Origin of the sequence: Pseudomonas morbosilactucae (genome assembly GCF_023241665.1) — a bacterium.
Taxonomy (GTDB): domain Bacteria; phylum Pseudomonadota; class Gammaproteobacteria; order Pseudomonadales; family Pseudomonadaceae; genus Aquipseudomonas; species Aquipseudomonas morbosilactucae.
This window is the reverse complement of record NZ_JALQCX010000024.1, coordinates 127558-140948: the sequence shown is the minus strand read 5'-3', so window position 1 is coordinate 140948 and position 13391 is coordinate 127558. Positions and strand designations below refer to the sequence as shown.

12 protein-coding genes and 1 pseudogene are annotated in these 13391 nt (G+C 55.9%); 11 read left to right on the top strand and 2 right to left on the bottom strand.

Going from position 1 to position 13391, the window contains the following annotated elements; genetic code table 11:
• Nucleotides 1-86: 86 nt before the first annotated feature.
• Nucleotides 87-341, top strand: a pseudogene (locus M1B35_RS14185) (12-oxophytodienoate reductase); the annotation flags it as partial.
• 514 nt (nt 342-855) lie between these two features.
• Complete coding sequence (locus M1B35_RS14180; RefSeq protein ID WP_123333250.1) at nt 856-1629, top strand: YkgJ family cysteine cluster protein; 774 nt, start codon at nt 856-858, stop codon at nt 1627-1629.
• Between the two features lie 336 nt (nt 1630-1965).
• Here M1B35_RS14180 and M1B35_RS14175 read toward each other — a convergent pair whose 3' ends face one another.
• A complete protein-coding gene (locus M1B35_RS14175; RefSeq protein ID WP_148053477.1) occupies nt 1966-2259 on the bottom strand; it encodes a hypothetical protein in 294 nt (97 codons plus the stop codon).
• 111 nt (nt 2260-2370) lie between these two features.
• Between M1B35_RS14175 and M1B35_RS14170 the strand changes: the two genes are divergently transcribed.
• The 7 genes from M1B35_RS14170 to M1B35_RS14140 are packed head-to-tail and all read left to right on the top strand — an operon-like array spanning nt 2371 to nt 8823.
• A complete protein-coding gene (locus tag M1B35_RS14170; RefSeq protein ID WP_268262259.1) occupies nt 2371-3315 on the top strand; it encodes a fatty acid desaturase in 945 nt (314 codons plus the stop codon).
• 30 nt (nt 3316-3345) lie between these two features.
• Nucleotides 3346-4377, top strand: a complete 1032-nt coding sequence (locus M1B35_RS14165; RefSeq protein WP_123333244.1) for an ABC transporter ATP-binding protein — start codon at nt 3346-3348, stop codon at nt 4375-4377.
• Nucleotides 4374-5003 carry an ABC transporter permease gene (locus tag M1B35_RS14160; protein ID WP_268262258.1) on the top strand — a complete coding sequence of 210 codons (630 nt, stop codon included), beginning with the start codon at nt 4374-4376 and terminating at the stop codon, nt 5001-5003. The genes M1B35_RS14165 and M1B35_RS14160 overlap by 4 nt, the downstream gene beginning before the upstream one ends.
• Nucleotides 5003-5686, top strand: a complete 684-nt coding sequence (locus tag M1B35_RS14155; RefSeq protein WP_123334455.1) for an ABC transporter permease — start codon at nt 5003-5005, stop codon at nt 5684-5686. Before M1B35_RS14160 ends, M1B35_RS14155 begins: the two co-directional genes overlap by 1 nt.
• A 49-nt stretch (nt 5687-5735) precedes the next feature.
• Nucleotides 5736-6641 (top strand): ABC transporter substrate-binding protein, encoded by a 906-nt coding sequence (locus tag M1B35_RS14150; RefSeq protein WP_123333240.1) that lies wholly within the window; start codon nt 5736-5738, stop codon nt 6639-6641.
• Nucleotides 6642-6677: 36 nt separating this feature from the next.
• On the top strand, nt 6678-8006 hold the full coding sequence (locus tag M1B35_RS14145; RefSeq protein WP_123333238.1) for an LLM class flavin-dependent oxidoreductase: 1329 nt from the start codon (nt 6678-6680) through the stop codon (nt 8004-8006).
• 34 nt (nt 8007-8040) lie between these two features.
• Nucleotides 8041-8823: a phosphate/phosphite/phosphonate ABC transporter substrate-binding protein gene (locus tag M1B35_RS14140; protein WP_123333236.1), complete on the top strand. Its 783-nt coding sequence runs from the start codon at nt 8041-8043 to the stop codon at nt 8821-8823.
• Nucleotides 8824-9280: 457 nt separating this feature from the next.
• Here M1B35_RS14140 and M1B35_RS14135 read toward each other — a convergent pair whose 3' ends face one another.
• On the bottom strand, nt 9281-10195 hold the full coding sequence (locus tag M1B35_RS14135) for a LysR family transcriptional regulator (protein WP_123333234.1): 915 nt from the start codon (nt 10193-10195) through the stop codon (nt 9281-9283).
• Nucleotides 10196-10463: 268 nt separating this feature from the next.
• Between M1B35_RS14135 and M1B35_RS14130 the strand changes: the two genes are divergently transcribed.
• Together M1B35_RS14130 and pgm are read left to right on the top strand one after the other, a co-directional pair.
• A complete protein-coding gene (locus M1B35_RS14130; protein WP_123333232.1) occupies nt 10464-11486 on the top strand; it encodes a zinc-dependent alcohol dehydrogenase family protein in 1023 nt (340 codons plus the stop codon).
• A gap of 254 nt (nt 11487-11740) precedes the next feature.
• Nucleotides 11741-13381 (top strand): phosphoglucomutase (alpha-D-glucose-1,6-bisphosphate-dependent), encoded by a 1641-nt coding sequence (gene pgm / locus M1B35_RS14125; protein WP_268262257.1) that lies wholly within the window; start codon nt 11741-11743, stop codon nt 13379-13381.
• Nucleotides 13382-13391: the final 10 nt, after the last annotated feature.

Here is a 13391-nt window from a genome sequence, read left to right as displayed (position 1 = left end):
TTTCAACAATCAACTGTCACCGATAGAGTTTGAAAAGCGTTACGCAATGAGCTTGCAAGGTGTCTAAGAGAATCCGGGGCGATTCAAAAGTCACTGGAGCCACAACCATTAGCGTCGGCTCGGTCGGGCTGGACAATGATGTTACTCACGCATTCGCCGGCCAGGGCTCAACCCCTGCGAGCCTGGATCGGCTCGTCGAGCGTATGGAGCGCGAAGAGTTTGATCTGATCGCAGTAGGGCGTGTTCTGCTGAGTGACAAGGACTGGGTCGCCAAAGTGGAAAAAGGCGATTACGCGGATCTGAAGGGCTTCAATCCGGCCTCTTTAGCCGAATTGGTTTGAGCCTTACAGCGGAGTGGAGAGTGTGATGCCACACAGGTTTTAGTCTCAGGGAATCAGAGGCTGAACCTCGGTTTCTGAGTTCGAGTCGTAATCCGTTGTTGAGTACAGCATGCATCGTTTCAATGACTGACTTTTTACGACCACTCAACATTCGCCAAAGTTGGATTGAATGACAGGGGGGCGGGCATCTGCGTGCAAGTCGTAGATGTCCGTTGGTTGGGTGATATGACGTCGCCACGAATGATCCGGCGCTTCTGCACGAAAGCGCCCACTGGTATGCCCGTATTGATCAATGGTCAGTTGAGCCAATTGTAAAGGTTTGCCACAACTCTCAGGACCACGCCTTAGATTAAGTGCCGATGTGGCAAGGGGGACGACTGGTCATGGGAAGGTGTATCCAAGTATACCTAGTAGGAATTTAGTGCCTAATTGAAACCAGATATACACTGTATATCATTGATTTCTTTAGCCATCGCCTCCAGTTGAAAAGTAGAGGTGAGCAACAGGATCGATCATGACATCTATTAGTCAATCAGTGAGGCTCACAAAAAATAACGTCACGCGGTTTGCCTGCAACGGGTGCGGAACTTGCTGTAAAGAACGTCTTATCCCTCTAACTCTTCAAGAGACCGAGGCATGGTTAAATCGCGGTGGTAACGTCGCAGTCATACTCGAAGCTTTTGACACGTCAGTCTTCTCTTTGCCAGCGCACTACAACCACAGTGTGCAACGCGCGGTAGATGTAGCTAGTGGAGATGCACGTATCCAGGTAATAGCCATTTTTGCGGGTAACGCACTGATACAGTGTCCTAGTTTAGGAGAAGATAACCACTGCACGATCTATGAAGATCGACCACTGGTCTGTCGAATCTATCCGATGGAAATCAATCCATTTCTAATGCTGCGCCCAGAGGAAAAGGTGTGTCCACCGGAAGTCTGGGAGGTGGGAGAGGTGATATGTTCTGACCGTATAGTCGATCCTGTCTTGGAAGATCAGATTCAACGCTCCCGACAGGCTGACCGCGAAGATGCCAAAGCTAAAGTTTTAGTATGCGCTGCGATGGGTATGAGTGTTGCTGCGTGGAAAGGCAACGCGCTGGCTGTTTACTTAGCCGACCGTGCGCAATTGCAACAGGCCATCAGTCTCGTTCGCGAGAGTGGCGATGTTCCGGAAAATGTGCAATGGAAAGTACGGGTCGATGATGCTGACCTTCACACGCGTCTGCATGGGGCAGGTATTGAGCTGGATCTTCGTGCAGAGACTGAATATATCTTTCACTCGATATAATAGATTTTTCTGGTTTTTAGTCCGAGTCGATGGTTGGTAAGCGTGACGTCCCCATCTAGACTTACATAAGCACCGCTTATAAGGGATGTTTTTGTTTGTAAGTGAGTTTTTGAGCTGCGCTGGGGATAAGTTGCAATCTCTTATCTGTCCGGCTCCACTTACGTGGGCATGATCTCCATTGCCCTGATGAGTCTGATCACCGGTGTCGTCGTCATACGCGATGTCAAGAATCCCGAATCCTGAGAATACAGAACAGGAGATGCACGCTATTTGTTCGTTATTCGATTTAGGAATAAGCATAATAAAATATATTCCTTGAGCATGTTAGTCATCGTGCTACCTTGCTGTCACCGGACCGCCGGATATGTTCAATCCTATTGTTATGGTACGACTATGTCCGGCGCCCGAATCTTCCAAATCTGCCTTGAGGCTCTGTCGCATGACGGCGCCCATGCAGCGATTTATCACGCCGGCAATATCCGCATCAGTTCCTTTTCCTCCATTGCTGTTCCATTCGTGACCGGCAAACCCCTCCCTTGTCAGGCCAACAGCGAAGCCTGCAGTGCAATCAGCGAAGGCTTGGCGTTTCTTCTCTACGCCATGTGAATCATCGTTGTTGGGCACTTCCATACCGTCAGTCCAGCCAATCATCTTCCGGTAATCCCCCGTCTATGGGGTTGCAGCCTGAAGTGTGAGTGACTGGGCGCGTGTTCCGAGCAAGATCTATCACGACTGACAACAATGCCAAACTATCTGGATGAAGCTCATCGAGCTGAAATCGCTAAGCTGAGCACTACCGTAACGAGTAAAACTGAATGGCCCACTTGGCTTTTGTTAGTCGGGTTCTATCTGGCTTGGGCGTTTATTATTTTTTGTGGGAGCGTACTTGGCGAAGTACTCAGCCTCGTCCTGTTGATTCCACTGGTTGTGCTGTGGATGTCGATTCAGCATGAGCTTATCCACGGTCATCCAACGCGTTGGGCTGGCATCAATAAAGCCCTGGGATTTCTGCCGTTTGCCGTGTGGTACCCCTACGATATTTATAGGGACACCCATCTGACGCATCACAACGACGAGGTGCTGACGGTGCCGGGTCAAGATCCGGAAAGTCGTTATGTCACCGGTGCTGTTTGGTTTCGCTCGCCTCGGTATATCAGAACGCTGTTGTGGGTAAACAAGACCTTGGGTGGTCGTTTGCTTATGGGCGCGCCTTTGGCGGTGATAACCCTCGTGGGCAGTGAGATCGGAGGGCTGTTTCACACCGGGCGAATCGCTTGGCGGATGTGGGTTGCTCATCTACTAAGTGTTGGCGTAGTGCTGGCCTTGGTTGAGCAATACAGCGCCATCAGCGCCATACAGTACCTATTCCTGGTGTCGCTGCCGGCCTTGTCAATTGCCATGATCAGGTCGTTTTACGAGCATCGGCCGTCAACGCTTCCGCAACACCGCACGGTTATCAATGAATCGTCGGGGCTGTTGAGTTGGCTGTTTCTCAACCTCAATCTTCACCTGGTTCATCACGATCTTCCCGGTTTGCCCTGGTTTTACTTACCCAGGGTGTATAGAGCCAGGCGTGAACAATGGATCGCGCGAAACAATGGCTATGTCATTCATGGTTACTTCCAGTTATTGCAGAAACATCTGGTCAGTCCCGTGGATTGTCCTCGCCATCCTGCTGAGCACTAACAATAGGCAAGCTAATGTGGGCGTCGGAAAATGATACGTTTTGAAGCCATCAAGAAAACTCATAAAGGCAGCCCGCGAATGGCCGTGAGCGATTTAACGCTTCACGTCCGGGAGGGTGAGATCTGTGTATTTGTCGGGCCGAGTGGGTGCGGCAAAACCACCATTTTGCGCATGATCAACAGGCTGGATACCCAGGACAGTGGCCGCATCTGTGTCAATGGCGCCGCGACCGATGAACTTGACGTCGTTACGCTACGCCGCGGCATTGGTTTCATGATGCAGAGCGCAGCCTTATTTCCTCACCAGACGGTTGCCGAAAATATTGGCGCCGTCCCGCGGCTGCTGGGCTGGAGCAAACGTAAAATTCGCCAGCGCGTGAGCGAACTCATCTCCCTGGTTGGGCTTCAGCCGGAATTTCTGGACCGCTACCCTAATCAGCTATCGGGGGGGCAGCAAAGCCGTGTCGCTCTGGCGAGGGCATTGGCCTCGGACCCACCGGTTGTATTGATGGACGAACCCTTTGCCGCGCTTGATCCGGTGATACGCGAGCGACTGCAGGATGAACTGGTTGCACTTCAGAGACGTTTGCATAAAACCATTATCCTAGTGACCCATGATATGGAGGAGGCCATCAAAATTGGCGATCGGATTGCCATCTTCGAGGGCGAAGGGAAACTTGTTCAGTTCGACACACCTCACAACATCCTTGCCCATCCTGTCAGCGAGTTTGTGAAGAACTTTATTGGCAAGGATCCGCTGTTAAAAAGACTTTCGCTGATGAAGGTTTCTGATCTTCCGGTGGATGAGGTCAGTTGTGAATTCAAACTTCTACTGGATGACAAGTCCAACCCGTTGAAGTGGGTCAGTGAATCGGACGTGCCTGTTCCGGAGCTGACAACGGTGTCGAGTAACGACTCATTGCATCACGCACTGGTTAAAATTCTAACGGCGCCGATCGGTGTGGTTGTTCGCGTGGACGAGGCCGGCGGTTACGAAGGTTGCCTCTCGATTGCCAGCCTTCACAGCGCACTCAATGAGCGCCGCTTCGGAAGTGCGCAATGATTGACTGGTCCTGGATTGTTGAAAACTGGCAGCAGATCGGCCAGCTGTTAGTTGATCATATTCAACTGGTGACCTTGGGCCTGTGTATAGGGATGCTGTTAGCGGGTGTAATGGTGCTCTTGACGTTGTGGCAGCCAGGATTGGCGCGGCCGATGATTTATGTCTGCGGCATACTCTTTACTATTCCGTCCCTGGCACTGTTTATTTTGATAATGCCTTTTACCGGCTTATCCAAGACCACGGCGGTCATTGGTTTGAGCCTGTATTCCTTGCTTATCGTATTACAGAACATCTTGGCGGGACTTGCGAGTAACCCTGCGGACGTATTGGAGGAAGCCCGTGCGCTGGGGTATACGCGCTTGCAAAGATTCTTCGGGGTTGAACTTCCACTGGCGCTGCCTGCGTTATTGGCAGGCTTACGAACAACTTCGGTTACTTTGGTGGGGCTGGTGACTGTTACTGCGTTGATTGGGCAAGGCGGACTGGGTCAGTTGTTCATTACCGGGCTGGCTCAAAGTTTCACTACGCCTGTGGCGGTCAGCCTGGTCCTGACGGTGATGTTGGCGTTATGTTTTGATTTTCTGTTTTATTCAATCAATAAATGGCTGGTGCCTTGGGTGCGCTGATGAACATGATCGCAAGTGTCTACCTTTGGTTTTCTCTTTCTGATAATTGGTTGGGTGAAAGCGGCATACTGACTCGGCTGGCAGAGCATATTTATTATGTGTCCTTAAGCCTGGTTATCGCTTGTGCAATAGCGTTGCCGCTCGGCGTACTTTTGGCTAACTACCGCAAAGGCGCGCAGGTGGCGATAGGGCTGTTCAATATTGGGCGAGCATTACCTTCTCTGGGTATTGTGATAGTTGCAATCATGCTCATTGGCTATGAAACCAGCACGGTGATTATCGCGTTGGTGACCATGAGCATCCCGCCGATATTAACCAATACCTATGTTGGCATCGATCAGGTGGATTCATCTCTGAAGCAGGCTGCCAGATCGATGGGCATGCGCAGAGGGCAGATGTTTTTTCAGCTCGAGTTGCCGCTGGCTTTTCCGCTGATCTTTTCAGGGTTCCGATCAGCCCTAGTGCAACTTATCGCCACGGCCACCATCGCTGCGTATGCCGGCTTCGGCGGCCTGGGCAGGTTTCTTATTGATGGACTGGGCCGAAATGATACGCCGCAAATTATTGGCGGCGCACTGATGGTGTCGGCACTGGCGATTGTCAGTGAGTGGGTTTGTTCAATGATAGAAACATTCATGGTTAGAAAATGGCGGGCGGGGAAAATCGAACTAAGCGCTACATGACCTGAGGCATTTGAAAGTGTGTATTAACTCTACAGAGGTGCAAACCCACATGAAAAACAAACAACGTTCGAAGGCTCGCTCAGCGTACTCGATTTCATTGCTGCTGGGGTTAGGCTTGCTGGTGAACAGTGCGTTTGCCAGCGCTCAGTCCATCACCATTGGAGGGGCCAATTTTTCCGAGCAGACGATTCTCGCCAACATCTATGCGTCAGCCTTGAAAAATCAAGGGATAGACGTCAAGACCCGCCTCAATCTGGGCAACCGCCAGATCATCGCCCAGGCCCTGGAAAACGGCGATGTAGACGTCGTACCCGAATACATAGGGTCACTGTTGAGTTTCTATGACGACAAGACCGCCCTGACCAGCCAAAAGGAGATCCTCAGCGCTTTGCAACAGAAGTTGCCGGCGGACCTCCAGCTGCTTGAACCTTCGTCCGCGGGCTCCATTACTGCTTGGGCCGTCACCAAAAAGACCGCAGAAAAGTACAACCTGCGCACCTTGTCCGACCTGGCGCCCGTCTCGGGTAATTTCACCCTGGGTGGGCCTCCCGAGGTCGCCACAGCTGCGTTAGGCCTGCCCGGGTTGAAGGCGGTCTACGGCATCAACTTCAAGAGCATCAAGTCGCTGGACATGGGCGGGCCCTTGTCGCGGCTGGCGTTGAACTCCGGCGCTATCGACGTGGCCACGGTGGTCTCCACACAAGGCATCCTGGCGAAAGAGCCTTGGGTTGTCCTCGAGGACGACAAGCACCAACAGCCCCTGCAAAACATCACGCCACTGGGGCGCAAGGCGTTGCTGACCCCGGAAGTCACCAAGGTGCTCAACGAGGTCTCTGCAAGACTGACCGATGACGACCTCAAGCAACTCAATCGACTGGTTGATATCGATCACAAGGATCCCGCGAAAGTCGCGGCGCAGTGGGTCGCCGAACATACCGTCAAGACGGCCCAGTGAAAATGAATGCGACGTGGGCAAGGTCGCGGAGGCGTTATGTCGAATAAAAGTATGATTTTGAATTTGTTCTTTTTTAACCCCCAGGGGGATCATCGTTTTTCCTGGCGCCATCCGCTGTCACCGACCCAAGAGATATTGACGCTGGGTTACTACGTAAAACTCGTGCAGGCGGCGGAGGCGGCGAAGTTTGATGCGGTTTTTGTCGCGGATCACGTCGCAGTCTGGGACTCCGTGGCCAGCGGGTTGAGGCACTATGCCAACGCCCGCCTGGAACCGATTACGCTGTTGTCCGCACTGGCTGCGGTTACCGAGCACATCGGGCTGATGGGCACGGCTTCGACTTCCTATAACGAGCCCTTCAACCTCGCGCGCTATTTTGCTTCGCTGGACTACCTCAGCGCAGGGCGAGCCAGCTGGAATATCGTGACGTCCTGGCTGGAAGAGGAGGCCTCGAATTTCGGATTGTCAGGCGTAACGAAACACGGCGATCGTTATCTGCGGGCCGAGGAATTCATCCATGTCGTCAAGCAGCTCTGGGACTCCTGGGAGGAGGGTGCGCTAGAGTTTGACAAGGGTGCCGGCAACTTTGCCGACCCATCGAAAATTCACCCGATCAATCACAAAGGCGCACATTTCAACGTACGTGGGCCGCTTAACGTGCCGCGTCCACCCCAGGGCCATCCGGTCCTTGCCCAGGCGGGGTCTTCTGAAGCGGGCAAGAACCTGGCCGCTGCGCATGCGGACGTGCACTTCTGTTTTATCAATTCGGTCGAAGAGGGGTTGGCGTACAGGGCCGATTTGAATCGCCGACTCGAGTTGAAGGGCAGGCATTCCAGTGATCTGAAAATCATCACCGGCGTGCTTCCGGTGGTGCTCGGCGATGAGACTGAGGAGGAACGACGTCGGCACCTGGAGGACAGCCTTATTATCGATGCGGTGGCGATTGACCTGGTGTCCAGCTACACACGCCTGGACTTGACAGGTCTATCGCCGGACGGCCCATTGCCAGCGTTGCCGGATGAGTCCGAGTTTGATGGCATTCGAACTGAGCTGGCCCTGCTCAAGCAGTACGACACCTCCTTGTCCATCCGCGAAATAGGACGCCGGTTGGTCAAGAGTTCAAGTACCTGGCTACTGATCGGAACGGCGGAGCATATTGCCGATAAGCTTTCAGCGTTATACGAGTCGAATGCCGTCGATGGCTACAACCTCATGTTTCCGTTTTTGCCCACTGACTTTGAAACATTTACCCGTGGCGTGGTGCCCTTGCTGCAAGCCAAAGGGGTGTTCCGCCAGGAATATGAACCCGGGACACTGAGGGATCGCTTGGGCTTGAAGACGCCTGCCAACTCTATCCTGCTGTGATCAGCGGCAATCGCACCCTCTGAATGGATTTCATATGACCAGCGATCTATCCATGTACCTCGCTCCCGCCAGGGTTTTACAGGCACAGCAAGCCTGGCTTGAGCGCATCCTGGAGATTCTCGGTGAGCGCCGAGGGCAAAAACAGATCGTTGATCTCGCGGCGCACTGGCTTTCCCCGGATCTGTTGTTATCCCAGACCTGCGGCTATCCATTCGTCACGTCATTGCGGGGAAAGGTGAGGCTGATAGGGCGCCCGAGCTATGAGCTTGCTCATAGCTCGGGGGGTGACCATTGCAGTCTGCTGCTCTGTAGAGCTGATTCGGCCGTGACTGACCTGGCGGGTTTCCGGGGCAGCCATGGTCTGATCAACGCCCGGGATTCCAACTCTGGAATGAATTTATTGCGCCACACGCTGGCCGGGATCAGCGACCGCGGTTTCTTCTCGAAACTCACCTTCACCGGATCCCACAGGGAGAGCATGCGAAGGCTGAAAGAGGGCGAGGGTGATTTGGCCTCCATCGACAGCGTCACTTACGATTATCTTGCGAGAGATAACAGTACCGAAATCGAAGGCCTCAGGATCCTCGTGCGGAGTGCGCGCAGTCCCTGCCTGCCTTACATAACCTCGATTGGTCAAACGGCTGCGGACGCCGCTTCAATCAGGAACGCAATGAACGAAGCTTTGGGCCAGCTTCCTGAGGTTTCCCGTGACCTCGCGATCAAGGAGGTCCTGCCGGCCAGTGAGGCTGACTATGAGTGCCTTCTGGAATATGAGCGCAGTGCGGTCAATCGCGACTTTTCGTTTGTAGCGTCGTGACGGGCTAGCCGTCCCTGGATGGGCACCTCAAACAAGCTAGAACCATAAACGGGTGCTGATACTAAACAGTAGTTGCGATTGGGGCTTGGTGGACCGAGTCACCGAAACGCGGCTGCAGGTGTTTTGTGGTACGCCGTGCGGGGCGCCGCACAGTCAGCCCATTGTTGAGCCGCTTCCCGGCGTTGCGCTAACAGTTGCGCGCGCATACACAGCCCCTAGCGCACCTGGCATATCGCGGTGGCAACGCTGCCGTCGTTGCAGTCATCCAGGCGCAGAAGAAACCTACCCAGGTCCGCAGACCTTCCTGTGGGGGCATTCTTTTTAAGGAACCGAAATTTGCCCGCAATTACACCCCATAAGCTCTGGAATCCATTGGGTTTAGACAGGCGCCAGCAGATTGAAAAGTGTTTGTAAGTCATTGTTATTAAACGGTTTTATGGGTTTTATTGAGGTTCCATTACAAGCTATCGGGGTCGCCAAAAAACATCTGAATCCGCGACCGCAACCAACGCTCCCCTGGGTCATTATCCTGAGAGCCGCGCCAGGCCATATGCAGCTCGAAACTGCGCACTGGCAATGGCGGGTCTTCGGCGCGGACGCCGCCGGCGGCGGTGAGGGCGTCGGCGGTGTAGTCCGGGACAGTGGCGAGGATGTCGGTGCCTGCGAGCAGGGTGCTCAAGCCATTGAACTGGGGCACTGCCAGGACCACGTGGCGCTTGCGTCCGAGTTTTTCCAGTTCCTCGTCGATAAACCCGCTCAAGTCCCCGGCGAACGACACCAGGGCATGGGGGCGGGCGCAGAAGTCGTCCAGGCTCAGGGCGCCGGGTACGGTGTCGGCGCGCAGGAGTTTGGGCTGGCTCATGCGCAGCAGTTTGCGCTTGGCGTTGGCCGGCAGGTCGGCGGTGTAGCTGACGCCAATGGAGATCTCACCCGAGGCCAGCAGAGCCGGCATCAACAGGTAGTTGGCCCGGCGTATCACCAGGACGATGCCTGGTGCTTCGGCTCGCAGGCGCTTGAGCAGCATGGGCAGCAGGGCGAACTCGACATCATCGGACAGGCCGATGCGGAACACGGCGGTGCTGGTGGCCGGGTCGAATTCAGCGGCGCGGCTCACGGCGGTGGAAATCGAATCCAGGGCCGGGGAGAGCAGGGCGAAGATTTCCACCGCCCGGGCCGAGGGCTCCATGCTGCGCCCGGTACGCACGAACAACGGGTCGTCGAACAGGTTGCGCAGGCGTGACAGCGCCGCACTGATGGCTGGCTGGCCGAGGAACAATTTCTCGGCGGCGCGGGTCACACTGCGCTCATGCATCAGCGTTTCGAACACGATCAGCAGATTCAGGTCGACACGACGCAGGTCATTACGATTCATCTGGAGTCCTGGCAGAGTCAGCGAACTTGACGGGAACGACCATATGGGAACAATGGCCGGCGTGAATCTTACGGGCAAAGGCTGGTACTCTGCACCGGCTAATTATTTTTCCTGAGCCCGCTGCTTTGCTCTAGCCCTTATATATGCGGGCGTTCAAGGCCAGCGGAATCAATGACAGGCATGTCGACTATTAATAGCCACTGATGGTCTTGCTCAGAAACCCCAGATAGAGTTCAGCGCATTAGAGGTTACTTTGACGAGGTTTGCGATGTCCCGCACGATCCGTTTTCACAAGTTTGGTCCGGCCGAGGTGCTCAAATGCGAAGAGCATGCGGCCGCTTTGCCTGCGCCAGGCGAAGTGCAGGTACGAGTCGAAGCGATTGGCATCAGTTGGTACGACGTGCTCTGGCGTCAGAACCTGGCGTCGTCCCATGCACGTTTGCCGTCAGGCCTTGGGCATGAAATGGCCGGTGTGGTCACCGCGGTAGGTGACGGTATCGAAGATTTGGCCGTGGGTGACAAGGTCGCCAGTTTTCCGGCTGAGAGCCCCAATGATTACCCGGTCTATGGCGAGCAGATTCTCCTGCCCCGTTCGGCATTGACTCGTTACCCAGACGTCCTCAGCCCCATCGAAGCCAGCGTGCATTACACGCCGCTGCTGATTGCTTACTTCGCTTACGTCGATCTGGCGCGGGTCAAGCCCGGGCAGTTTGCCCTGGTCACCGACGCCAGCCATTGCGCCGGCCCATCGTTTGTCCAGTTGGGCAAGGCTTTGGGTGTGCGGGTGATTGCGGCCACCAAGACTGCTGAAGAGCGTGAGTATCTGCTGTCCCTGGGGGCCGAGAAGGTCATCGTCACCGAGGAGCAGGACTTGCTGATGCAAATCAACAAGCTCACTGACAACCGTGGCGTGGACGTGGTGTTCGACGGCCTGGGCGGCCCGCAGATGTCCATGCTCGGCGATGTGCTGGCGCCCCGTGGCAGCCTTGTGCTGTATGGCCTGCAGGGCGGCAACCAGACGCCGTTTCCGGCCTGTGCAGCCTTCCAGAAGAACATCCAGTTCTTCGTGCACTGCATCGGCAACTTCACCGGCAAGCCGGAGTTGGGCATCATCCAGGACCAGGTGGCGCTGCAACGGGCCCTGCGCGACATCAACCAGTTGACCGCCGACCGTGTGTTGGTGCCGCTGAAGACTCGGGTCTTCCCCTTCGGCGAATTTGTCGAAGCCCACCGCTACATGGACGAGTGTCCGTGCCGTGAGCGGGTGGCGTTGCTGGTCGATCCGGCCTGACCCCAGAGCCAGGGTTCGTTCCCCACGAATCCTGGCTTTTTTTGTTTATACCTGCCGTTGTTCTGTTCCTGTCTTTTCCATCAGCATCGACCTGCCGCGCAGCACCCGCCTGGCGGTTGAGACGTGTCTGCAGATCAGCCTTTTCGCATGCAGTAATTCTCTGAGGGGAGCGCGGATAGATCCCATCGCGCTGCGGTCAAAGTGCCAGTAAACTGCGCAGCATTCCCGAACCATCCTTTCTCCAGAGGTTTTGCATGACTCTCAGTCCTTTTGCGGGCAAACCGGCACCGGCTGAATTGTTGGTCGATATCCCGCGACTGGTGACGGCCTATTACACCGGCCAACCCGACGCCTCGGTGTCGACCCAGCGCGTCGCCTTTGGCACCTCCGGGCACCGTGGCAGCTCGTTCGATCTGAGTTTCAACGAATGGCACGTCCTGGCTATCAGCCAGGCCATCTGCCTGTATCGCGAATCCCAGGGTATAAACGGCCCGTTGTTTGTCGGCATCGACACCCATGCACTGTCTACCCCGGCGGGCGCCAGCGCCCTGGAAGTGCTGGCGGCCAATGGCGTGACGGTGATGATCGCCACCGGTGATGAATACACCCCGACGCCGGCTATCTCCCACGCCATTATTGGCTACAACCGCGGCCGCACGTCGGGCCTGGCGGACGGGATTGTCATTACCCCGTCCCACAACCCGCCACAAAGCGGCGGCTACAAGTACAACCCCACCAACGGTGGCCCGGCCGACACCCACATCACCAAGTGGATCGAAGCCAAGGCCAACGAACTGCTGGCGGCCAAGCTGGCCGGGGTCAAGCGCATCAGCTACGAGCAAGCGCTGAAAGCCGACACCACTCACCGTCATGACTACCTCAACACCTACGTGGCCGACCTGATCAACGTGATCGATCTGGACGCCATTCGTAACGCCAAGCTGCGCCTGGGCGTGGACCCGCTGGGTGGCGCGGGCGTGCGCTACTGGTCGGCAATTGCCGAGCATTACCGCCTGGACCTGGAAGTGGTCAACAAGGAGGTCGATGCGACCTTCCGCTTCATGTCCGTGGACTGGGATGGACAGATCCGCATGGACCCATCCTCCAGCTACGCCATGCAGGGCCTGATCGGCCTGAAGCAGCGTTTCGACGTTGCCTTCGCCTGCGACCCGGACCATGACCGCCACGGCATCGTCACGCCGTCCGGTGGCCTGTTGGCTCCGAACAATTACCTGGCCGTGTCCATCGATTACTTGTTCCAGAACCGTCCGCAGTGGCGCGCGGATGCGGCCGTCGGCAAGACCGTGGTCAGCAGCGGCCTGATCGATCGGGTGGCGGCGCGCCTGGGCCGTCGCCTGTACGAAGTGCCGGTGGGCTTCAAATGGTTTGCCGACGGTCTGTTCGACGGCTCCCTGGGCTTTGGGGGTGAAGAAAGCGCCGGCGCGTCCTTCCTGCGCAAGGACGGCGGCGTCTGGAGCACCGACAAGGACGGCTTGATCCCGGCCTTGCTGGCGGCAGAAATGACCGCGCGCACCGGTCGCGACCCAAGCCAGGCCTATCGCGGCCTGTGTGACGAACTGGGCGAGCCGTTCTCGGTACGAGTGGACGCCAAGGCCAACCCGCAGCAGAAAGCCCTGCTCAGCAAACTGTCGCCGGATCAAGTGACCTCGACTCAGTTGGCCGGCGAGAAGATCGAGGCCATCCTCAGCCACGCACCGGGCAACGACCAGGCGATTGGCGGCCTTAAAGTCATGACCCAGAACGGTTGGTTCGCGGCGCGTCCTTCGGGCACCGAGGACATCTACAAGATTTATGCCGAGAGCTTTATCGGTGACGACCACCTCAAGCAACTGGTGCAGGAAGCCCAGGCCTTGGTGGATGGCGCTATCAGTTGATTTACAAGGC